This window comes from Ruegeria sp. AN6 (genome assembly GCF_056540425.1).
Genome location: NZ_JBQFWR010000004.1, coordinates 262618 through 285366 on the forward strand (window position 1 = coordinate 262618; position 22749 = coordinate 285366).

Consider the following 22749-nt stretch of genomic DNA (forward strand, 5'->3'; position numbering starts at 1 on the left):
AAAGCAATACGAGGAAACAACTACCGATATTCTCTGGACAACTTGGCTCTACTATCGTTGCCCTTTTGGTAGCTTCCCGGAGTAGCTGACAATCCTCAGCGCCAACGATCATTACATCCCTTATTCCGGCTTCTGTCTTGCTTTGAGGGATGCTGATTTTGATGTGGTCTCCCCTGTCCTCAATGTCCTTCAAATACCTCGAGCAGATTTCATTGAGTCTGCATCCAGTAACCCAAAGCAGTCTTACTGTGACGTACATCTCGAACTGATATTTGAGGCCATTATTGCGAGCGATGTACTGCAGCAGCTTTTGAGCTTCACCTCTAGTGACAGGCCTCAGTTTCTTAAATGGACTCCAATCTAACCGGTGATGCGCATAACGGTGGAATTGCCGCTCATGTGCAGCGGTGTTGCAGCGGTCGCTACGTGCCGTGGGGGGTTACGGGGGCAACTGGCCACCCAGTGCGGGCTAGATACCGTCTCAAAAAAACGTGCTGCAAATTTTCGTCCGGTCCAAAAGCCGACGTTCAAACGATCCGCAGCTAATGACAACCTCGAGCCCAGAGCAGAAAAATGGCAAAACCGGCTCTGTTGACCGCGGACAACTCGTGTCAGCGAGCGCCTAGTATCAAATTGGGAATTAAGAAATTGCCTTGCGCTTGCGACTTTGCCCCGGCTCGAGCTCACTAAAGCGTACGACACCACTCACGACAGAAAAATGAGGAAAAAAAGTTTGCATCTAATTATTTTGAATATAACAAGTTAGCACTATCTAGCTGCAGTGTATTTACAAGATACTTTCGCGTTTAGTGAACAAATTTACAAAATTTTGTTTTAAATCCAGTAATTTGTTGTGAAGTTTTCATTCGCCTTTCCATTATTGACTTGCACATAAGTGCGCTTTCGTCTGCTGGAAGAGGAGCCAGACGACGGAAGAAAGAGAAATGGGAGGAATTAATGACCAATAAACCGATCACACGCCGTGGCGTGTTGAAGTCTGGTGCCGTAGCAGGTACCGGTCTGGCCCTGCCTACGATCTTCACGGCTTCGTCGGCTGCTGCTTATACCAACGAACCTACCGGAGGGTCCGTAACCCTGGGCTTCAACGTTCCCCAGACTGGACCGTATGCTGAAGAGGGTAATGACGAGCTACTGGCGCAACAGTTGGCCGTCGAACATCTCAATGGTGAGGGAGATGGGGGTTGCTTGAATACCTTCACCTCGAAGGCGCTGAAAGGCAACGGTATCCTTGGCAAAAAGGTCGAGTTCGTCACAGGCGACACGCAGACCAAATCAGACGCTGCACGTGCATCTGCAAAGTCGATGATCGAAAAAGACGGCGCGATCATGATCAACGGCGGATCGTCCTCGGGCGTGGCGGTTGCGGTTCAAGGCCTTTGCCAAGAAGCAGGTGTGATCTTTATGGCTGGCCTGACTCATGCCAACGACACGACTGGCAAGGATAAAAAAGCCAATGGTTTCCGTCATTTCTTTAACGCGTATATGTCGGGCGCTGCACTTGCGCCGGTGCTGGCTGCCGAGATGGGCAAGGAACGCCGTGCTTATCACCTGACGGCCGACTACAACTGGGGCTGGACACAGGAAGAATCGATCGTCGCGTCTACCGAAGCCTTGGGATGGGAAACGGTCAACACCGTCAAAACACCACTCGCTTCGACGGACTTCTCGTCCTATATCACCCCGGTATTGAACTCGGGTGCTGATGTTCTGGTTCTGAACCACTACGGCGGCAACATGGTGAACTCGCTCACCAACGCAATTCAGTTCGGCTTGCTCGACAAAGTTGCCAACGGCAAGGATTTCAAGATCGTCGTTCCGCTGTATTCGGAACTGATGGCCGCTGGTGCGGGCGAGAACATCAAGGGCGTGCTGGGTTCCATGAACTGGAACTGGCAGCTGCAAGATGAGGGCACCAAAGCATTCGTGAAGTCCTTTGGTGAAAAGTACGGCAAACCGCCGTCCAACTCTGCACAGACCTGCTATGCACAAGTTCTGCTTTATGCTGATGCCTGTGAGCGTGCTGGCACATTCAATCCGTGTGGCGTTGCTGAGGCTCTGGAGGACTTCGAGTTCGACGGTTTGGGCAACGGTCCGACTTGGTACCGTGGCGCGGACCACCAGTGCTTCAAAGACGTGTTGGTCGTTCGTGGCAACGAGAATCCGACCAACGCCTATGACACTCTGGAAATCGTCGAGATCACGCCACGTGCGCAGGTCGAATACGACCCCGAGCATCCGATGTTCGCCGGTGGTTCACTGGGTAAATGTAACCCGGGCGCGTAAGTCCTCGTGTCTAAGTCTGGCTGCCGAACAGGCGGCCAGACATCTGCAACAGGGTTGATCCTGTTACGCCACTTAATTCACACTGACCAACCCTGAGGTGGGGCCAATGGACGCCATCCTATTGCAAATTTTGAACGGTCTGGACAAAGGGTCGGCCTATGCGTTGATTGCGCTGGGGCTGACGCTCATTTTTGGAACGCTGGGTGTTGTGAACTTCGCACACGGCGCACTGTTCATGATCGGTGCGTTCTGTGCCGTTACTCTGCAAAAGCTCATGAATCTGAGCTTTGCCACCATCGACGAAAGCCAAACCGACTTTCTGGGCAACCCACTGAAGGTTGAAACACCTTATGTCGAGGCTTGGTTCGGCCCAGAGACCGGTGCGACGATCATCGATTGGTCTGTTCCTTTGGCTATCCTGTTTGCGATCCCGATCATGTTAGCAGTGGGCTATGTGATGGAACGCGGTTTGATTAAGCACTTCTACAAGCGCCCTCACGCCGACCAGATCCTCGTCACCTTTGGTCTGGCGATCGTGTTGCAGGAAATCGTGAAGTATTTCTTCGGCGCCAACCCAATCCAAACTCCAGCGCCTGACGCGCTGAGCGGTTCTATCGACCTTGGCACAATGATTGGATTTGACCCCAACGCAATAATCTATCCAATCTGGCGTTTGGTTTACTTTGGATTTGCCGTCGCCATTATCGGCGCCGTTTTCTCATTCCTGCAATTCACCACGTTCGGCATGGTCGTACGCGCCGGAATGGCGGATCGTGAAACCGTAGGCTTGCTGGGTATCAATATCGACCGGCGCTTTACGATCATGTTCGGTATCGCTGCCTCAGTGGCCGGTTTGGCCGGTGTAATGTACGGGCCGCTAAACCCGCCAAATTATCACATGGGGATGGACTTTCTGGTCCTTAGCTTCGTCGTCGTTGTTGTTGGCGGCATGGGCTCGCTGCCCGGAGCCGTGCTGGCTGGCTTTCTGCTGGGCATCCTGGAAAGTTTTGCCTCGACGACCTGGGCCACCACGACAATTCCCGGGATCAATCAAATCATCATCTACCTTGTTGCCATCATTGTGCTTCTGACGCGCCCGCGCGGGTTGATGGGACGCAAAGGCGTGATGGAGGAATAATCGATGTTTGGACTGAACAAAAAAGACACCAGCCTTCTAATCATCGTCGGCCTTCTCACCCTTCTGGCCCCGTTCATCCTGAACCCGTTCCCAGAAGGCAGCGCCATGGCGCAGTTCAACGCGGGTTATCCGGACCTGATGCAGCGCTTTGTTATCTTTGGCATCTTTGCCATTGGGTTCAACATCCTGTTCGGCCTAACCGGATACCTGTCATTCGGTCACGCGGCTTTTTTGGGTGTCGGATCGTACTCAGCCGTGTGGATGTTCAAATTGCTGAGTTACAACATCATTCCGGCTATCGCGCTCAGCGTTGTGGTCGCCGGGGTATTCTCGCTGCTGATTGGGTATGTCAGTCTGCGCCGGTCCGGCATCTACTTTTCGATCCTGACTCTGGCCTTTGCGCAGATGAGTTTTGCATTAGCCTACTCCGTCTTGTCGAACCCCAAGTTCAATCTAACCAACGGGGAAACCGGTCTGCAGGTTTACGCAGACGATCCGCAAATCCTGCAGGGTACCAACTCACCGGACCTGCCACATCTGTTCGGGCTGCCGATGCGCGCAACCTATACAATGGACGTCGGAGCGTGGAGCTTTGATTTTAACGCGGGATATTATCTTTGTGCGATAGTTATGATGGTGGTGTTCTACTTATCTATCCGCATCTTTCGCTCGCCTTTCGGCATGATGCTACGGGCTGTCAAATCGAACCAGCAACGGATGAATTACACCGGCCTTAACTCGAAGCCGTACACGTTGGCAGCGTTTGTTATCTCTGGCATGTATGCCGGTCTGGCTGGTGGCTTGATGGCCGCAATGGACCCGCTGGCGGGCGCTGAGCGTATGCAGTGGACCGCTTCGGGTGAGGTCGTTCTGATGACGATCCTAGGCGGTACCGGCACATTGATAGGCCCGGTTCTGGGCGCAGGCTTCATCAAATATTTCGAAAATATCTTCTCTAAGATCAACGACAATGTGTTGCACAGTTGGTTTGCTTTCCTGCCTGATGGGTTGGAGAACGCGGTTGTTTTCGTGATCCATCCGTTCATCGGAAAAGGTTGGCATCTAACGCTTGGCATTCTTTTCATGCTCGTCGTTATCTACCTTCCGGGGGGGCTGGTCGAAGGTGGTCAGCGTTTGCTCAACCGGATCAAACGCAAGAAACCAAAAACCGATGACGCAACGTCTGGCAAGACAGAACCGGCGGAATAAGGGGCGAGCCATGGCAATTCTAAGAGTCAAAGACGTTAGCAAGCGCTTCGGCGGCCTCAAGGCGCTGACGGACGTAAACCTCAATGTAGAAGAAAACTCGGTTCATGCGATCATCGGGCCCAATGGTGCTGGCAAGTCGACCCTGCTGAATTGTCTTGTGGGCAAGCTTATGCCGGACACAGGAACCGTATTGTTCGACAACGCCTCGGTTTTGGGACTCGAACCTTTTCAGATCAATCAGATGGGCATTAGTCGTGTTTTCCAGACACCAGAGATTTTTGGTGAACTGACGGTGATTGAGAACATGTTGATCCCTATTTTTGCTATGAGGGATGGAGTGTTCCGGATGCATGCGTATGAGACCATCGCCAACGAAAAGGCGATTGTTGAACAGGCTGAAGCGATGCTGGAAGAGATGAACATGGCTGACAAGCGCGAAATGCATGCAGCCTCGCTTTCACGTGGCGATAAGCGCCGACTCGAGATTGGCATGTGCCTCAGTCAGAATCCGCGGCTACTGCTGTTAGACGAACCTACCGCGGGTATGGCGAGGGCGGATACAAACAACACAATCGACTTGCTGAAACAAATTAAGGATGAGCGCGACATCACCATCGCAATCATTGAGCATGATATGCACGTCGTATTCAGCCTTGCCGAACGCATCACCGTTCTGGCGCAGGGAACACCCCTGGTTGAAGATACTCCGGAAAACATCCGCGGAAACCCCAAAGTTCGCGAGGCCTATCTAGGCGAGGCTGCGTAAGGAAAACCTATGAACGAGAAACCTGACTTTTCGAAAAATGCCAATATGGCCAGCACTGCGCCTGCGTTTCTCTCCGTTTGGGATATGCACTCCTACTACGGCGAAAGCTATATCGTTCAAGGCGTCAGCTTCAACGTGCACGAAGGCGAGATCCTTGCTCTTCTTGGGCGTAACGGTGCCGGAAAAACCTCAACACTTCGTTCGATTGCGAGAGTTGGAGAGCCTGAAGTAAGACATGGCGAAATCTGGCTAGACCACAAGCCGCTACACAAAATGACAAGCTACGAGGCGGCGGCAACTGGTCTTGGTCTGGTACCAGAAGACAGGCGAATAATTCCTGGCCTGACCGTCGAAGAAAACCTGCAGCTTGCTCAGATTGCGCCGCCAATCGGATGGTCACTGGAACGGCTTTACGAGTTGTTTCCGCGTTTGGGAGAGCGCAGAAAACAAGAAGGAATTACGCTGTCAGGAGGCGAACAACAAATGCTGTCAATCGCCAGAGCCTTGGCGAGGGACATCAAGGTCTTACTTTTGGATGAACCGTATGAGGGATTGGCTCCTGTCATTGTCGATGAAATCGAAAAGACCCTTACTCACGTTAAGCAACAGGGTATGACAACGATAATTGTTGAGCAGAATGCCGTGCGCGCTTTGGAGTTAGCGGACCGTGCGATCATACTAGATACCGGAACCATTGTATTTGATGGTACAGCGAAAGAAGTACTTGAAGACACCAACCTTCGTGAGGAATATCTAGCGATCTAACCCGCATAGTCCTTACTTATCAGGCTAAAAGACAGGTTAATAACGTGTTCGATGCACCTGTTTGCTTCGGTTGTAAGTCTACTGATGTACGCGAAAAGAACAAACTCGAACCATGCAGTCGAGTAATACGATCCGGTGGTTGAAGATCTGACGAATCTTTCATATTCAGGAATTTTTTGTCCACTATATTCGCGGTACGGAAGATCGATTCAAACTCAGCAAAGCTCGGCTCCCGACATTGCGATTTATGATCTGTCCATTGATCGTCGCTGTCACCTACGTTCCCCTGGCCTCGCCCTTGAGATCGGCAGGGACGGCGACTCGGCAGTAATACGAGCCCTTAATCAGAGTTGGATTTGGCATTACGAAACGACCCACGATGTACTCCCGCGATGTGCTCCACACGGCAGCGTCATGTTCTTATTTTAAAGGACGCCAGTAAAACAAGGGCTGTTTGATGGTGGGTGATGAGAGACTCGAACTCCCGACATCTTCGGTGTAAACGAAGCGCTCTACCAACTGAGCTAATCACCCGTGAGGGCTCATGTAGCTAAGCCCGTGCGCGGGCGCAAGAGGGTAGGGCACAATTTCTTCTGCAAATTTGTACCGCGCTGCAGATCAGGGTTTCATGTCCTTGAGAGCGGCCAAGAGCTGCGCGACCTCATGTTCGGTGTTGTAGTGGCACAGCGAGATGCGGATACAGTCGTTCAGGCCTAAAGGTGTCAGCACATTGCCGCTGTAGTGGTCCGCTTTTCGGGTATGGGTGCGGATGCCTTGTTGGTTCAGCCGGGTCACCACATCCGCCGACCGAAAATCCTCGACAGTGATCGACACCAGCCCCTCGCGCGCGGGATTATCGGCACCAGCCAGGATCGTGATGTGGTCCATATCGCTCAGACCGGGCAGGTTGCCTGTACCGTTGATCATAGCATTGGTCAGGTGTGTTTCGTAGGCGTGTATCGCATGGCCGGCGGCCCGGATGCGGTCCCTGCGATCGGTTTCCTCCGAGACCTGTCCGCCGAGCCAGTCGAAATAGCCGACCACGTCGGACATCGCGGCGTAGGAGCCGGTGTCTCTGGTGCCAAATTCCCATCCGTTTGCAGGGGCGTCGATCAGCTGGTCGTGCGGAAGGGCAGTTAAGCGGTCCGAGATCCAGGCGATGCCATAACCATGACGTGAGAACACTTTGTAGGGCGAGATCGCATAGCCATCGACGTCGTAGCTATCGATATCCATCTGGCCATGGGCTGCGTGCTGAATGCCGTCGACGATTATGAAGCAATAGGGTGCGACAGCGCGGATGACACGCGCTATGGCAGCCACATCCATCCCCATGCCCGTTACAGGCGAGGCGTGCAGGATCGTGGCGACGGCCACATCCGGGGTCATCAGCGCAGCATAGTCTTTGGCGGTGACAAGGCCTGTTGCGTCGTCATGGGGCACATTGACATAGTCAAGGTCGGCGATTTCAGCCCATCTGCGTGCGGCGCTGCGACTTGCGGGGTGTTCGATGGAGCTGCCGATCACCTTACCCCCCTTCGGTGCATTCACGCAGGCCGTGCGGATCATGCGGAACAGCAGCTCAGTCCCGCTTTCGCCGACAAAGAACTGACCTTCTGAGGCGTTCATGAAGACAGACAAATCTGCCTTCGCGCGGTTGATGATATCGACCAGCGCATGACTGGCGACGTTGTCCCGCCCCTGATTATCCGGGATCGCAGCGAATTTGGCCGAGGTGTCGACCACCGTATTCAGGGTCAGCGCACCGCCTGCGTTTTCAAAGAAAATGCGTGGCCCCTGAAACGGGCAGGCGTCGACATGGGCAAAGCGTGAGCGGATTTCTTCAATCAGTCCGGGGGTCTGGTGCAGCATGTTCAACGGTTCCTGTCTTGGTTTGGCTCACATCAGCCTGAATGCCTGCCGGGTTCAATCCCAATTGCGACAGAAACGCGTGTCGTAGTAGAGCCAGATGTTTCCTTGCGCCGGGAAAGGGCCTTGCCTGCCCCGTGTCGCCTCCGATATGCCCAAAGAGACTGCAACCCTTTGAACCGGAGGCACAAGATGCGCTGTCTGATTGCGGCTGTGGCGTTATGCACGCTGATCGCAGCTCCGGTTCGGGCCGAGGGGGTGCTGGTCTTTGCTGCGGCCAGCCTCAAGACCGCGCTGGATGCCATCGCACCCGGGTTCGAGGAAGAATCCGGGCACAGTGTCACGGTGTCTTACGCCGCTTCATCGGTATTGGCGCGGCAGATTCAGGTTGGTGCCCCTGCAGATCTGTTCATATCGGCCAATGAAGAGTGGATGGATGTGCTGCAAAGCGAAGATTTGATCGATACTGTTTCACGGGTGGACTTGCTAAGCAACGGGTTGGTGCTGATTGGCGGGCCGAGTTCGGAAGCCGCCGAAATTGGAGCTGGGTTTGATCTGCTCTCCCAGTTGGATGGGGGTTATCTGGCGTTGGCATTGGTCGATGCCGTTCCTGCAGGTATCTATGGCAAGGCTGCCTTGCAGGGTTTGGGCATGTGGAACGAAGTACAGGACCAGATCGCACAGACAGATAATGTTCGCGCAGCACTGGCGCTGGTGGCGACGGGTGCTGCACCACTGGGAATTGTGTATCGTTCAGATGCAATTGCCGAGGATCGGGTGGGTGTGATCGGAACAATCCCGCCTGAGCATTATCCGACAATTGTCTACCCCGCAGCCCTGACCCGCACCGCAAATCCAGATGCGCAGGCATTTCTGACCTATCTGCAAGGAGAAACCGCGCAGGCAGAGTTTCTGAGGCAGGGTTTCACCCTGCCGAACGGGTGACGAGATGGGGTGGTTGGGACCAGCAGAGATCGAGGCGTTGCACCTGTCGTTGCGCGTGTCGCTCTGGGCGACGCTAATAACGCTGCCATTCGGAATCTTCGTGGCCTACGCCTTGGCGCGTTGGCGCTTTCCGGGGCGGCAAGTGTTGAATGGTCTGGTGCATTTGCCGCTGATCCTACCTCCGGTCGTAACCGGCTATCTGTTGCTGCTGACATTCGGCATTCAGGGGCCGCTGGGTGGGCCGTTGGCCGAGCTTGGTATCGTTTTCGCATTCCGCTGGACCGGTGCGGCGCTTGCAGCTGGGATCATGGCCTTTCCACTGATGGTGCGCGCGATCCGTTTGTCGATTGAGGCGGTGGATCCCAAACTGGAGCAGGCCGGGGCTACGTTGGGTGCGTCGCGTCTGATGGTCTTTGGAACGGTGACGCTGCCGATGATCCTGCCTGGGGTTATCGCAGGCGCAATACTGGCCTTTGCTAAAGCGATGGGAGAGTTCGGGGCCACGATCACTTTTGTTTCAAATATACCGGGCCAGACCCAGACTCTGCCTTCCGCCGTCTATGCGTTTTTGCAGGTGCCCGGGGGTGAGGCGGCGGCGACGCGATTGGTGATCATCTCGATCATAATCGCCATGGGGGCGCTGCTCTTGTCAGAATATGTGGGCCGCCGTGTGGCCAAACGGGTGGCAGGGTCATGAGTCTGTCTGTTCGCATGCAACATAATCTGCCGGGTATTGCGCTCGATTTGGATTTTGAAGCGCCTCTGGGTGTAACAGTCCTTTTTGGGCGCTCGGGTTCCGGGAAGACCACGGTGGTCAATGCCGTAGCCGGGTTGCTGCGCCCCCAATCGGGACGTGTTGCTGTGGGTGATTGGGTTTTATTCGATACGGATTGCGGGGTTTGGCTGCCGCCACATCGGCGGCGACTGGGATACATCTTTCAGGAAGGCCGCTTGTTCCCGCATCTGACTGTGCGTCAGAATCTGAACTATGGTCGTTGGTTTGCCCCGCGCGGGGTACAGCGCGAAAACCCGGATCGCGTGATCGAGATGTTGGGAATCGGCCACCTGCTGGATCGGCGCCCGGCTATGCTGTCGGGCGGTGAGAAACAGCGTGTTGCCATTGGCCGCGCCTTGTTGGCCAGCCCGCGCCTGATTCTTGCAGACGAGCCCTTGGCGGCGCTTGACGATGCGAGGAAGGCGGAAATCCTGCCCTATTTTGAACGGTTAAGGGATGAGGTCTCGGTTCCAATCCTCTATGTAACACATTCGGCGGCCGAGGTTGCGCGGTTGGCGACATCGGTCGTGGCGCTTCAGGATGGGCAGGTGGTACGCTTTGGCCCTGCGTCCGAAGTGCTGGCCGACCCATCAGTTGCCCCCGCCGGTGTGCGCGCCGTGGGTGCGGTGCTAAGCGTTCGCGTGGCGGCTCATCACGATGATGGTTTATCTGAATTGGACGCAGGCGGGGCGCGGTTGTTCCTGCCGCGCATTGCGCACCGGATCGGCGAAGACCTGCGTATCCGTATCCCGGCGCAAGAGGTGATCTTGTCGAACATACCACCAGAAGGGCTGTCAGCCCTGAACGTGCTTTCTGGGCAGGTCGAAACGATCCGATCAGGCGAAGGGCCGGGTGCCATTGTGTCGGTCAACACACCTGCTGGGATTGTTCTAGCCCGCGTGACCCGACGCTCGGTCGCGGCCTTGGGGTTGCAGCAGGGCAGCAGTTGCTATGCGGTGATCAAGACTGTCGCGCTGGCCCCGCAGGATGTTGGTGGGCGGGTCGTCTAAGGATTAGGCAAGTGCGCGCGCCTCATGCTCGCGCAGGACAAGGCGCGCGGCATTTCCGAATCCGTTGTGTTCGTCTGTCGCGCGGTCGGGGAAAATCTCGACGAGTTCTTGCAATGCGTCAGACGAAAGCGTGTAAAGAGTTTCCTCACCCAGAAATAGGCTTTCAGCTGGCGCCCCTTCGGCGGTTAGAATCTCGTGCCTGTCCAGAAGGATATGCAAATACTCGACAGGCTGGTCGCTTGTTTCGATATCGATGCCCGGCCAGGAGCAAAGGTGTTTTGCGGCGACCAGTACTTCGGACGCACCAAATAGCATCTGGACCTTGGGACCACTTATCAGAATTCGATGCTGTTGAGAGACCAGAAGGTCACGGGATGGTATATCTGGCCCAAGACTGCCTGCAGTAAGCCGCACCGGTCGCATTGAAGGGTTCGCACGTAATCGCCCACCGTCCAATCGGCTGCTTTCGATCCAGCGGATGGGCTGCAAGCCGTGATCGGCGGTCAACACTTCGTCATTCACCTGAAGGTTTTCGATAGGTTGCGAACCGACTTCGGTCTCGATCAACGTGCCTGCAGTAAAACACACACCTTCAATTGTGATGGTGATATCGGTTGTTTCCGGAGCTGCATTAAAATTAAACCCGAAGACGCTGACGACGGCGTTGACTTCAACCGTGAACGTATCGGTGACGATTTCGCCATTATCCAAACTGTCGAAAAAGGTAGGGTCGACCGTATAGGTCCATTCGCCTGTAGCTGGATCTATGCTGGCTGTCCCGTGATCGGGGGGCGTCTGGATCGACCAGTCCTGCGAGACGATGGTGGCACCACTGGTAATATCAAGATCACCGGTTGCCACATTCGGTGGATCATCTGTCACCGAACCTGTTGTATCGCCGACTATCGAGACCATTTTATGATCCCTCCTGCTCTAGCACTCGCGCAAATTCATTTTTTCTGTAAAGGCGCATATGCACCTCAGCGTTCTGGTCACGGGTCCATTCGACGATTCGGTTTCGGGTCAGGTCGCTGTCCATCCGGTTAGTGCGCACCCGGGGATGCGGGATTTCGCGTTTTAGCATCTCGACAATTTGGTTGGTCTGACCAAACGGAGCGACCATGTCGATGATCCAGAAAGACGTACCGCTGGTGAAATCGGCGTCCTTCAACGGCTGTTCCTGTACCGCATAGCGATGTTCGGCTTCAGGGCTTAGACCGGCGAAAGTCACAAACCCGCGCGGAAATCCGTTTTGCCGAAAGATATGATACTGCCCCAGACGCAAGGGCGTTTCAAAGGCATAAAGCGCCTGACCTAAGTTGCGATCCCGATGTGTTTTGGTCAGTGCCGCGAGATAAAACACTGCACCGAAATCGGCGTATTTTTCAGGAGAAATATCGAACCAGTCTTTTGGAAATGACGTCTGCACGGGTCACTCTGGAAACTACGGTTCCTTAGATCATAGCGCGGATCATATTCAATGAAAGGATTTTCATGGTGGGCAACCAAGGGCGCACGAATTCGACATTGTACCAGAAGCAAGAATGCTGTCATGGTATGTTATTGATTGAATTCACGCTTTGATGGCGTCGATCGAAGTTATCGAATGAGGTATTGGATATGCGAATTCTGAAGCTTGCATGCCTGGTGGCTGCTTTGGTGTCCCCCACACTTTCACAAGCTGTTGGCTTCGGTGTGGGTGTGCGGCCCGCATTTCGAACAACAGTCACGCCATTGAATGATGGCACCTACGAGGTGGCTGCGATCGGTACATCAGCGCCAGTGGCCTATTGGTGCGGGATCGGTGATTTTGCGATCCGGACGCTGCGGACATCGGCAACTCAACGCATCTATATCTCGAAACCCTATGAGAGGGGTGCCCGTACGGTGCAGTTTTCTCTGTCACTGCCTGAAGGGGCTGAAGATGTCACAACATATTCCGTCACGGTCAAAACCGTAGGAGCAAATATGACGGCAGGGTCGGCTCAGGGATATTGCTATGACAATTTCATAGATTTTGGTTTCTGACCATCAGATCCATTTCGCCAGCGGCGGCAGGCTCATGAGAACGGCATCGGGATCATGCCCGGTTTCCAGACCAAACTTGGTGCCACGGTCGTAAACCAGATTGTATTCCGCATAGAGACCACGATGCACAAGCTGCTTAGTCTTGTCCGTGTCATTGAAACTCTGAATTCGACGCTTCTCGACCAGAGGTAAGAACGCTGGAAGGAATGCGCGGCCAATATCCTGGGTCAGGGAGAAATCTGCCTGCCAGTCGCCAGTACAATAGTCATCCATGAATATCCCACCAACACCTCGTGCGCGTTTGCGGTGGGGGATGTAGAAATATTCATCGGCCCAATCTTTGAGGCGTGGATAATGCGACGCACCATGCGGATCCAAATGAGCCTTTTGAGTGGCGTGGAAATGAGAGGTGTCCTCGTCATATTCGATGCAAGGGTTCAGGTCGGACCCGCCACCGAACCACCAGGCATACGGTGTCCAAAACATTCGTGTGTTCATGTGCACCGCAGGCACATGCGGATTCTGCATATGTGCCACCAGGCTGATGCCAGACGCCCAGAAACGCGGGTCATCTTTCATTCCGGGAATGCCCTTGCGCGCAGCCATCGCATTCTGCGCGCGTTCGCCTAGCGTGCCGTAAACGGTTGAAACATTAACGCCCACTTTTTCGAACACACGACCGCCGCGCATAACGGACATCAAACCGCCACCAGCGTCCGAGCCATCGTAGGATTCGCGGGTAGTTTCTTTCACCTCAAAACGGCCCGGTTGATCGTCTGAGAACGGGCCAGCGGCGTGGCTTTCCTCAAGCGCTTCGAACGCCATGATGATCTCATCGCGCAATTGGCGAAACCATGCGGAGGCGGTGTTTTTTTCTGTGTCAAACATCGATGTCAATGAGCAGGTGCCGCGACCGGGTCAAGCAGGGTGCGGCCGCCGTCAATGGTCAGGATTTGCCCTGTCATGAAACCCGCGGCATCCGATGCAAGGAACTGCGCTGTTTCGGCCAGTTCGTTCGGCGCTGCAATTCGTGCCAGGGGCGTGTGTTTTTCGATATCATCGCGGAAGTCGCGATTTTCCTTCAATGTGGATTGCAACGAGGCGCTCATTACCGATCCCAGAGCAATTGAGTTCACGCGGATGCGGCTCGGCGCCAATGCTACAGCAAGCGAACGGGTCATCTGATCCAGGGCGGCTGTTGAGACCGAGTAGGCCATCAGGTCCGGGTGGGTTCGACGCGCAGCAATCGAGGACAGGTTAATGATCGAACCTGCAGGGTTCTCGGTGTCGCCATCAGCCTGTTTGATGAACCGCTTGGCGACCAGTTGGCTCAGTCTCAGCGCAGGCATCAGGTTCTGGTTCAACAATGTACGGACCGAGTCATCATCCGCGTCGAGCGGGTCAGAAGGGATGACCTGCCGTGCGCCATTGATCAGGATATCCACTTGATCGAAAGCATCCAGCGTTGCCGAGAGTAGGTTGGCGATGGTCAGCTTTTCGCGCAGATCGCCCGCAAAATAACGGATATTGCTGTCATCCGCCTGTTCACCCAGCTCTTCGGACAGGCGTTTTTCATCCATGTCGGCAAACATGACATTGGCACCTGCATCCGCAAAATGCCGCCCGATGGCAAGCCCGATGCCATTGGCACCGCCGGTGACGATTGCGGTTTTGCCCGCGATTGAAAAGGACATGCGAATCCTCCTGAGTTCTGGCGCAGGTTAGCGGGCCTCAGCCCCGAGGGCGAGAGGCATGAAATACCTTGAATCGGTTGTCTCCTGCAACTTCTTCAACGCGCGTGAAGAACTCGGCCAGGGTGGCTTCGTAGGGCAGGTGGCGATTGGCAACCATCCAGAGTTGCCCGTTGCGTGTTAGGTTTCGTGCGGCGTTTGCGATAAATCCCTGCCCAAGGGCCGGGTCAGCACTGCGCGAGGTGTGAAACGGCGGGTTCATGACCACCATGTCCAGTGGCTCGGGTGCGGTCCAATTGGTTGCGTCGGCCCAGTGGAACTGCGCACGAGGGTCGGTGACGTTGGAGCGGGCACAGGTGAGTGCGGTGTGATCCGCCTCAACCAAATGCAGGCTGTGCAAGGTGTCGTCGATCAGCCCGGCGGACAGAAAGCCCCAGCCTGCGCCCAGATCAGCAATGCGCGTACCGCGCTTGGTTGGCAGAGACCTCTGCAACAGGGCTGAGGCAGGATCGATACCGTCAGCGGAAAACACACCGGGTGCGGAGTGGAATCCGTCGACCATTTGGTTTTCAGGCGCAGCCCAGTCGGCAAACGCGTCCGCATCAGACTGAAACCAGAAAATCTTGCCATGCGCTTTCGAAATCGGCCCGTTGATTGCGACCCGCTTGCGGATGTCTTTCAGCAAACTGTCGACGCCATCGGTTTTGGCCCCGTCCACCACAATGATCCCGCTGGCGCGGCTGCAAGCCTGATGAACCAACGCCCGGGCCAGCGCTTTGGCACGCGGCAGGAAGACGACAGCATCCTGGCTGGGCGCGTCACTGTTGGGCGTTGCCACAAAACCTTGCGCGGCAAAATGATCGTGAAAGGGTTTAAAGGGTTGTACCACCTGCGTCTCGTGCGGCAGGTCCGACAGATCGTGGTTGGGGGTTGGGGCCAGCACGGTCAGAGGTTGTGACAGGCGGAGCCCGCTGCTTAGGGCAAGTTCAATGCGAGGAGACATGGCCGCGCGTTATTCTTCGCGTTCCATGGTGCATTGCAGCGGGTGCTGATGCCTGCGCGCGAAATCCATCACTTGCCCGACCTTGGTTTCGGCAATCTCATGGCTGAACACGCCAACCACGGCGACGCCTTTCTTGTGCACGGTCAGCATGATTTCGAACGCCTGCGCATGGGTCATGCCGAAGAACCGTTCCAGCACATGCACCACAAACTCCATCGGCGTGTAGTCGTCATTCAACAGCAACACCTTATACAGCGGAGGCCGCTTGGTCTTGGGACGCGTTTGCACCATGACCGACGTGTCGTCGTCCTGGTCGTCCTTGTCCGACATGATCCACTGGTGTTCGCGCATTGCTGTAAGAGAATCCCGATTCAAGCTTCGGTTTGTTTGAGGGCTTATATAACGTCACTGTGGTCAGAGAAAAGAGCTACGAGTCGGAATCGCAATGCAGGACAAATTGACCACAATCGCGTTCGATGCGGATGACACGCTGTGGCATAACGAGCGGTTTTTTCAACTGACGCAGACCTATTTTGCCGAATTGCTGGCAGATCACGCCGAGCGCGATCACCTGATGGAACGTCTTCTTGGCGCTGAAAAGCGGAACATCCAGCACTATGGGTATGGCATCAAGGGTTTTACCCTGTCTATGATCGAGACAGCGATCGAGGTGACCGAAGATCGCGTCCCTGCGCGCGTCATCCGCCAACTTGTTGAAGCGGGGCAGGAGATGCTGGCGCATCCCATCGAACTGCTCCCCCATGCGCGCGAGGCCATCGAGACGGTGGCCGAGACGCACAGGGTTTTGCTGATCACCAAGGGCGACCTGATCGATCAGGAGCGTAAGCTGGCGCAATCCGGATTGGGTGAGCTATTTGATGGCGTCGAGATCGTGAGCGAAAAAACGGCAGCGACTTATTCGACGATTTTCGCGCAGCATGGGGATGGTCCCGAGGCCTCGATGATGATCGGAAACTCGATGCGGTCTGACGTGGTGGCGCCCATCGAAGCGGGATGCTGGGGCGTGTATGTGCCCCATGGGCTGGTCTGGGAAATTGAGAAGGCTGAAATTCCGGCCGGCAATCCCAGATTTTGTGAGTTGCGAGATCTGGGCGATCTCTCGGCTCTGGTTGCCCGGATTTCCTGACCTGTTGCCGTTTCACATCAGTTGCGAAAAATTCGATGGATTGGCTTGCCTGAATTTCGGCGTAATCGCGGGTTTGGTGTCTGGACGCGCAACTTCTACCACATGTAGTGCAGTGCTAGGTCGGAGTGAGTGTAACGAACACGCAGCTTTCAGTTTCTTTAAGCCCGTCCCTGTGTTAGCCTGACCAATATCAAAATAAAAATTGCTGACCGGGAAAACCCGGCGGCGCGAGGCAGACAGAGGCAAAGATCGTGCAGATTCGGCGGACAGTTCCGGCCCGAATGGGCTTATTCCTTATAGCATTCCTGTGGCTGCTTTCTTTTGCGCCACTTCAAGGCGTGGCGGCCCCCTACGCAGCCATGGTTATCGACGCGCGCACCGGGGAAGTGCTGCATTCCCGTAATGCCGACACGCGGCTCCATCCGGCATCGCTGACCAAAATGATGACCCTCTACATCGCGTTTGAGGCGGTGCGGAATGGTGAGATCACATTGGACACTCAAGTTAGGATCACCAAGAAGGCGGCGGCTGAACCGCCGTCCAAGCTGGGATTGCGCACCGGCCAGCGAATCGCGTTTCGTTATCTGATCCGGGCAGCAGCAGTGAAATCGGCCAATGATGCTGCGACCGCCATAGGTATCGCGCTCAGCGGTTCCGAGGCGGCCTTTGCCCGTCGCATGACCCGTACCGCCAAGGCGATGGGGATGAGCCGGACGACCTTCAAGAACGCGCATGGTCTGACCGAGTCGGGCCACTTATCGACCGCGCGCGACATGACCACGCTGGGCCGTCATCTGCTGTATGATTATCCGCAGTATTATAATCTGTTCTCGCGCCAATCGACTCATGCCGGGATCAAGACCGTTCCTAACACCAACCGCCGCCTGCTGGCGGCCTACAGGGGCGCCGATGGGATCAAGACCGGCTATACCCGCGCGGCCGGATTTAACCTTGTTGCTTCAGCCAAACGCAAGGATGAACGCATCATTGCCACGGTCTTCGGCGGCAAATCCGGCGCATCACGTAACGCCCGTGTAGCTGAACTTCTGGATATGGGTTTCCGCCGTGCCCCCTCGCGCGCGCCGATCCGCAAGCCTGCCCGCCCGGCGTATGCCGGAAACACGGGGCTGGGCACCGTACAGGTCGCTCAGGTTGGTCCACCGAAGAAAAGCTTGCGCCCGGTCCTGCGTCCGACGGCAGCCGCTGCTGTGCAAGTAGCAGGTGCAGTTGCCGAAACGGCCGAGAAAAATGGTTCCCGTATTCAAGACGGTATTGCCGCCGCCATTGCTGCAGCGGATATCGCACCTGCGGACAGCGCTACACGACCGGTTTCGCGGCCTGACGATGTGGTTCTGGCCTCGGTTGAACCGGCCAAGCAACCCGAGCCGGAGCCCGAGGTTGTCACGCGCTTGTCCACGTCCGGCGGGCATCTGTGGGGCGTCAATGTTGGCCGATACACCACGCGATACGAGGCCGAGAAAGTTTTGCTGAAAACCGCGCTGTCGGAAATGACTACTTTGGAAGGCACGTTGCGCAAGGTGAACCAGAGCGCGCGCGGGTTTGATGCGACCTTTCAGGGCATGACCCGCGAACAGGCCGATCTGGCATGCCGCCGGTTGCAAGCGCGCAACGTCACATGTTTCATGATCGGGCCGTCATAAGACTCGACATACTCTCCTGGATGGGTCTGGGCTGCGATGATCTCGCAGCCCTTTTTTCATCCGATCAGTCGAAAACGTGACCATGCTGGTACTGTTCGTCCTGCCCGGCGGCAGCGGTCAGGGCAGCAACATTGTCTTTGGTAAAGAAGCCATCATAGTGATGGCAGCGCTCGATATACTCGGTGATCAGCAATGTATGTTTCGAATGCTTCGAGAAGATCTGTTTAAGATTCGGATCGTCTTTGCACTCGCCCACCACATGGGCAAGAAATGGCACACCTTTGTCTTTGAGCGTATTCACTACGAAATCGACATTTTTCTCACCTGCGGCATGATCACCATCCTGAATCTCGACTGCTATGTGGTGCAGGCGGCGTCCAAAGTTGCGCACGAAATCCTCGGTCGGCATCGGCAGTTTGGCGAAGGAATTTACGAAGGATGGCGTGTTGTTGGCGGTGAAGACCTTGGCGGGGGATTTCTTGTCGTCATCCACATTGGCGTTACGGTTCACGTTGGTTGACGAGTTCATGTCAAAGATGTTGTACGCCCCCCAGAAGTAATAGGGGATCATGGTCAGAAACTCGAGGATCGCGTCCTCGCGCTCTCCGGCGAGAACCCGCGTGGCGAGGTGATCGATCCCCAGCATCAGCGGAGAGATTTTGCTGTCGGCGCCAAAGGCTGCGGCCTGATCCAGCCGCGCTTGTTCCGCATCGCTCAGCATCACGCGATCGCCAAGCCCCAGACTGTCGGTGTCGTTGAAATCATGCGTTGAATAGCCGACGCGGTTGCACGTGAAATCCGACGGCGTCGTAAACCGGTATCCGTCCAACGTGTAAAATGGGTTTTCCGTATCCCCAGAATATTCGAACCGAATATTCTGATCCTCCAGCGTTCCCGTCAGGTTCTTCAAATCGGTAGCGCCGTAAATCTCACCCACATAACGCGTCTGGGGCGTGCCGCGCGCCAGCGGGTACATTCTGTTGATGCGGGGAATGAAATCTTCGAACGCCGAACTGAGCGGAGCCATCAGAATCAGCGCCGGGTAATCGGCATGTGAGTGCATGACTGCGAACTTATGCGTCTGGCCCAGATAGCTGGCAGTATGGCGATAGGGGGTCATTACATAAAGTTCGACCAACGTGTCGAACAGCGCATCTGTTTCAACCTGAATGACGATCGCGCGCATCGCGCCTACCTGATCCGCGATGCCAGAGCTGATGCGACGCTCGTAAATCCTGGGCAGATACTCGGTGAAGAAGTCCGAGTTTTTCTTGTCGCCCCTTGGCTGGTAGGACATCAGATCGAAAGACATAGGCTCATCTCCTTGCGGCGCGTTGCTTGGATTTGTGGTAGTCAGATCATGCACTTGCCAATCATGCTAGGCGCTAAGGCCTGCATGGGCAACAGTTTGGAGAAGGGGTTCGAAAGTTACGTTGTTGTGACTAGCGGATGAACTTTGTGACCTCGACACCGCCTGCGATCAGGTTCTCGCGCACGGAGTGCGCGATCTGAACCGCCGTCGGGCCATCACCATGCAGGCATATCGTATCAATTGAAGTCTCTAGCCGCTTGCCGGATTCGGTGATGATCGCACCTTCGTTCACCATGTTCAGGATGCGCGGCCCTGCCAGCGCGGGATCATGGATGACCGCCCCCGGCAAGGACCGGTCTACTAGCGTGCCGTCGTCGTTGTAGGCGCGATCCGCAAAGATCTCACCCACCCATTTGCAACCTAGCTCGCGCACAGCCGCTTCCTGCTTGGTCACCGCAAGCACCATTATGATGATGTTGGGGTCCACATCCAGCGCGCCCTGATAACAGGCGCGCGCCATGTCGATATCGACCGAACACATATTGGCCAGTGCGCCGTGCAATTTTAGGTGTCGGACTTCGGTACCTGCGGCTTTGGCCATACCGATGGCCGATCCGAGTTGATAACGCACAAGATTGCGCAAACTGTCATGAGGTACTTTCATGTTTCGACGCCCGAACCCCTGTAGATCGGGAAAACCAGGATGCGCGCCTATGCCAACACCGTTCTTGGCCGCCAGAGTCATGGTCTTGGCCATCACATCCGGGTCACCGGCGTGAAAGCCACAGGCGATATTGGCCGAAGTGATGATCTTCAGCAGGCTTTCATCATCCCCCATATTCCAGGGGCCAAAGCTCTCGCCCATATCTGCATTCAGATCGACGCTCGGCATCGCGAAAACTCCTTATTCGGTGGCAGAGATCATTCCGCTGATCAATTGGTAGGACAGAAGGTCCGGGATGTCATGTGGATCGCGGACCAAGGGTTCGACGCGCCCCGGTATGCGGGCCAGTTCGGCCTCAAAAGCGGCTTGTAGTGTCACAGCTTGTTCTATCGATACAAACTCGAACCGAACCTCGCCCCCCGCCGGGGTCTGTGCCGCGCGGGGCAGATCACAGGGTAGGACGGTTGCGATGCGCGGGTAGCCTCCGGTGGTCTGGCATTCGGGAAGTAAGATGAAGGGTGCACCGGTACCGGTCATCTGTATATCGCCGGGGGTTATAACTTCTGACAGGATGTCTAACTGGCCTTTGGCAGCGAAGCCGTCGCCTTCGCTATCTAGCTGCATGCCCATCCGGTTGGCCCGGGCGCCACGGTGGAATGTCGTTCGTGTAAACCGCGCAAGTGTACCTTCATCGAACAGCGCCGTTTGAAAGCTGGCCACGACCCGCAGCAAGCCTCCCGAGAATCTATCGTCGGCACGCAACTTCAGGCCCGTCGTACCCGCTCCGGGTGCGGGCAGTCGATCGCCGGCCCGAACAGCGCGCCCGATCCTGGCGGTCAAATGTGCGGCGCGAGAGCCCAGTGTCATTTCGGTCTCGACCCCGCCGCCCAAGTGCAGATACCCATAACTGCCCTGCTGAACCGACCCGATTACCAGTCGCTGTCCGACCTCTATCTGGTGCGAGGCATTCCACAGAACCGGGCTGCCATCGATGCTGGCCTGCATAGGTGCGCCGGTTAGCGCGATGGCGGTTCGCACGGTTGCCTCGAACTCGCCCCCCATCCCCGCCATTTCCAGTGCTGCGCACTTTGGGGCGTTACCCAGTAAGGCGGCTCCTTCGTAAAGCGCCATTACATCTGCGGCACCCGAACGTGACAGGCCTTGATCCAGATACCCAGTACGCCCTTGATCCTGAACCGTGCAAGCTGGACCGATGCGATGGACGATCAGCGTCATGCCGTGATCTCCTTGCAACTTGCACCGCCAGAACCATCGGTGCAGGTTCTCTGGATATCCTCAAGTTCCTCGCGCGAGACAGAGATGAACTGCATCTCATCACCGGGGTTGAGGGCAAAGCTCTGCTCCATGTCCGGACGAAAGCAACGGAAAGCGGTTTGCCCTACATGGCGCCATCCGGTTGGAGTTGGCCCTGAGAACAGAACAAATTGCGAAATTGCCAAAACCAACGCCCCCTCGGGCACCATTGGCGTCAGCTCTTTCAGGCGTGGAATGTTGAATTCAGGACCCAGTGGCCCGAGATAAGGTTGGCCCGGAGCGAACCCGATGGTTAGTACCCGCACGCGCGATTGGCTGAGACGATCGATGGCGTCTGCGGGAGACAATCCGGCCGCCAGCGCTGCGTCTTCTAGCTGTGGCGCAAGATCGGTACCGTAGACTGTCGGTACTTTCCAGAATCGTCGCCCCACAGGCAAGGGTGTGGCATACCAATCGCGGCTGTCCAACATCGCGCGCAGCAACTCTTTGATGTCGTGATGCGACAGGCTTGAGGGATTGAACCGTATAAATGCAGATGCCAGCGAGGCCGACGTCTCAAGCACACCGTCGATCTGTTGTTCTTCGACCGCGCCGCGAAATGCCAGAGCGGCGCGGTTTGATGGCTCGGACATTGTTTGCGCAAAAGTCACCAATAGACCGTCTAATCCAACGGTTCGTAGCAGGGGAAACTTAGTGTCAGTCGTCATATCACGGTCACAGGCGTATCGGTTGAACTTCTGAGAGACCTGAGCCTATCCATAGACAATGCGCAAGGCCTTGTAGGATCGTAGGGCAATGCGCTCGGCGGCGCCGATGCTGGGTGCGATTCCGGGATTGGAAATGAATCGCTGCTTCCTATCGAGTCGGTCCAGTCTTGTGGAGGTGGCGTAGTGCACTCACTATATATAGGGTTTGAACCAACACGCACTGAAACCTGAGCGGTATGCCTGATAGGTTTGAAGGATGCTTTTAACCGTTTTCGGTGAGATTAATGGTTAGTAAGTAATTGATATATTTATATTAAAAGCAAAATAGAAGTTTTTTACGACTTTCTTGAATTTTCCACTTGCGCGTTGAATGCGTAAGGCATAGAACGCCCTTCACCGGCGCTGCTGAGGCGGTTGCTGGGACGCTGGGAACGGCGGAGACGGGCCGGAGAGACGGTTGAGACGCATCGGAGAGACGGT

The 22749-nt window shown here is 55.6% G+C and carries 22 protein-coding genes and 1 tRNA gene; 11 read left to right on the forward strand and 12 right to left on the reverse strand.

Features of this window, described 5'->3' with window-relative positions:
• The first annotated feature begins 957 nt into the window (after positions 1–957).
• From ACR0MQ_RS09780 to ACR0MQ_RS09800, 5 genes are all read left to right on the forward strand, one after another.
• Positions 958–2304, forward strand: coding sequence for a substrate-binding protein (locus ACR0MQ_RS09780; RefSeq protein WP_170474534.1), 1347 nt, complete (start codon positions 958–960; stop codon positions 2302–2304).
• Positions 2305–2410: 106 nt separating this feature from the next.
• Complete coding sequence (locus ACR0MQ_RS09785; RefSeq protein ID WP_170474536.1) at positions 2411–3442, forward strand: branched-chain amino acid ABC transporter permease; 1032 nt, start codon at positions 2411–2413, stop codon at positions 3440–3442.
• Between the two features lie 3 nt (positions 3443–3445).
• Positions 3446–4651 (forward strand): branched-chain amino acid ABC transporter permease, encoded by a 1206-nt coding sequence (locus ACR0MQ_RS09790; protein WP_170771764.1) that lies wholly within the window; start codon positions 3446–3448, stop codon positions 4649–4651.
• 10 nt (positions 4652–4661) lie between these two features.
• On the forward strand, positions 4662–5417 hold the full coding sequence (locus tag ACR0MQ_RS09795) for an ABC transporter ATP-binding protein (protein WP_170544376.1): 756 nt from the start codon (positions 4662–4664) through the stop codon (positions 5415–5417).
• Between the two features lie 9 nt (positions 5418–5426).
• On the forward strand, positions 5427–6182 hold the full coding sequence (locus ACR0MQ_RS09800; RefSeq protein WP_170771762.1) for a branched-chain amino acid ABC transporter ATP-binding protein: 756 nt from the start codon (positions 5427–5429) through the stop codon (positions 6180–6182).
• Between the two features lie 458 nt (positions 6183–6640).
• Here the strand turns inward: ACR0MQ_RS09800 and ACR0MQ_RS09805 are convergent.
• Positions 6641–6716: transfer RNA gene (locus ACR0MQ_RS09805), tRNA-Val, on the reverse strand.
• A gap of 84 nt (positions 6717–6800) precedes the next feature.
• A complete protein-coding gene (locus ACR0MQ_RS09810; protein ID WP_170771760.1) occupies positions 6801–8054 on the reverse strand; it encodes an aminotransferase class V-fold PLP-dependent enzyme in 1254 nt (417 codons plus the stop codon).
• Between the two features lie 189 nt (positions 8055–8243).
• On the opposite strand from ACR0MQ_RS09810, the gene modA reads away from it, so the two are divergent.
• From modA to modC, 3 genes are read left to right on the forward strand one after another with little or no spacing between them, the layout of a single operon-like run.
• Entirely contained in the window at positions 8244–8996 is a 753-nt protein-coding gene (modA, locus tag ACR0MQ_RS09815; RefSeq protein ID WP_170771758.1) for a molybdate ABC transporter substrate-binding protein, read from the forward strand.
• A 4-nt stretch (positions 8997–9000) separates the two neighbouring features.
• Positions 9001–9693 carry a molybdate ABC transporter permease subunit gene (gene modB, locus ACR0MQ_RS09820; RefSeq protein ID WP_170544370.1) on the forward strand — a complete coding sequence of 231 codons (693 nt, stop codon included), beginning with the start codon at positions 9001–9003 and terminating at the stop codon, positions 9691–9693.
• Positions 9690–10781 (forward strand): molybdenum ABC transporter ATP-binding protein, encoded by a 1092-nt coding sequence (modC, locus tag ACR0MQ_RS09825; RefSeq protein ID WP_170544368.1) that lies wholly within the window; start codon positions 9690–9692, stop codon positions 10779–10781. The genes modB and modC overlap by 4 nt, the downstream gene beginning before the upstream one ends.
• 3 nt (positions 10782–10784) lie before the next feature.
• On the opposite strand, the gene ACR0MQ_RS09830 is transcribed toward modC, so the two are convergent.
• Both ACR0MQ_RS09830 and ACR0MQ_RS09835 read right to left on the reverse strand, forming a co-directional pair.
• Positions 10785–11696, reverse strand: a complete 912-nt coding sequence (locus tag ACR0MQ_RS09830; protein ID WP_480607710.1) for a Hint domain-containing protein — start codon at positions 11694–11696, stop codon at positions 10785–10787.
• 1 nt (position 11697) lies between these two features.
• On the reverse strand, positions 11698–12210 hold the full coding sequence (locus tag ACR0MQ_RS09835; RefSeq protein WP_170771754.1) for a toxin-activating lysine-acyltransferase: 513 nt from the start codon (positions 12208–12210) through the stop codon (positions 11698–11700).
• A 191-nt stretch (positions 12211–12401) separates the two neighbouring features.
• Here ACR0MQ_RS09835 and ACR0MQ_RS09840 point away from each other — a divergent pair, with 191 nt between their 5' ends.
• On the forward strand, positions 12402–12809 hold the full coding sequence (locus tag ACR0MQ_RS09840; protein WP_170771752.1) for a hypothetical protein: 408 nt from the start codon (positions 12402–12404) through the stop codon (positions 12807–12809).
• Between the two features lie 3 nt (positions 12810–12812).
• Here ACR0MQ_RS09840 and hemF read toward each other — a convergent pair whose 3' ends face one another.
• The 4 genes from hemF to clpS are packed head-to-tail and all read right to left on the reverse strand — an operon-like array spanning position 12813 to position 15854.
• Entirely contained in the window at positions 12813–13697 is an 885-nt protein-coding gene (gene hemF, locus ACR0MQ_RS09845) for an oxygen-dependent coproporphyrinogen oxidase (RefSeq protein ID WP_170771750.1), read from the reverse strand.
• A gap of 5 nt (positions 13698–13702) precedes the next feature.
• Entirely contained in the window at positions 13703–14503 is an 801-nt protein-coding gene (locus tag ACR0MQ_RS09850; protein WP_170474569.1) for an SDR family NAD(P)-dependent oxidoreductase, read from the reverse strand.
• Positions 14504–14540: 37 nt separating this feature from the next.
• Complete coding sequence (locus ACR0MQ_RS09855) at positions 14541–15503, reverse strand: class I SAM-dependent methyltransferase (protein ID WP_480607716.1); 963 nt, start codon at positions 15501–15503, stop codon at positions 14541–14543.
• Between the two features lie 9 nt (positions 15504–15512).
• Positions 15513–15854: an ATP-dependent Clp protease adapter ClpS gene (gene clpS, locus ACR0MQ_RS09860; protein WP_010442434.1), complete on the reverse strand. Its 342-nt coding sequence runs from the start codon at positions 15852–15854 to the stop codon at positions 15513–15515.
• 94 nt (positions 15855–15948) lie between these two features.
• Between clpS and ACR0MQ_RS09865 the strand changes: the two genes are divergently transcribed.
• Together ACR0MQ_RS09865 and ACR0MQ_RS09870 are read left to right on the forward strand one after the other, a co-directional pair.
• On the forward strand, positions 15949–16650 hold the full coding sequence (locus ACR0MQ_RS09865; protein WP_480607718.1) for an HAD family hydrolase: 702 nt from the start codon (positions 15949–15951) through the stop codon (positions 16648–16650).
• 281 nt (positions 16651–16931) lie between these two features.
• Positions 16932–18311 (forward strand): D-alanyl-D-alanine carboxypeptidase family protein, encoded by a 1380-nt coding sequence (locus ACR0MQ_RS09870; RefSeq protein WP_480607721.1) that lies wholly within the window; start codon positions 16932–16934, stop codon positions 18309–18311.
• A 64-nt stretch (positions 18312–18375) separates the two neighbouring features.
• Here the strand turns inward: ACR0MQ_RS09870 and ACR0MQ_RS09875 are convergent, their stop codons facing one another.
• The 4 genes from ACR0MQ_RS09875 to ACR0MQ_RS09890 all read right to left on the reverse strand — a co-directional run bounded on the left by ACR0MQ_RS09875 (position 18376) and on the right by ACR0MQ_RS09890 (position 22269).
• On the reverse strand, positions 18376–19623 hold the full coding sequence (locus tag ACR0MQ_RS09875; protein WP_480607725.1) for a hypothetical protein: 1248 nt from the start codon (positions 19621–19623) through the stop codon (positions 18376–18378).
• Between the two features lie 130 nt (positions 19624–19753).
• Positions 19754–20515 carry a LamB/YcsF family protein gene (locus tag ACR0MQ_RS09880; protein ID WP_480607728.1) on the reverse strand — a complete coding sequence of 254 codons (762 nt, stop codon included), beginning with the start codon at positions 20513–20515 and terminating at the stop codon, positions 19754–19756.
• A 12-nt stretch (positions 20516–20527) separates the two neighbouring features.
• On the reverse strand, positions 20528–21523 hold the full coding sequence (locus ACR0MQ_RS09885) for a 5-oxoprolinase subunit C family protein (RefSeq protein WP_480607731.1): 996 nt from the start codon (positions 21521–21523) through the stop codon (positions 20528–20530).
• Entirely contained in the window at positions 21520–22269 is a 750-nt protein-coding gene (locus ACR0MQ_RS09890) for a 5-oxoprolinase subunit B family protein (RefSeq protein WP_480607734.1), read from the reverse strand. Before ACR0MQ_RS09890 ends, ACR0MQ_RS09885 begins: the two co-directional genes overlap by 4 nt.
• Positions 22270–22749 lie beyond the last annotated feature (480 nt).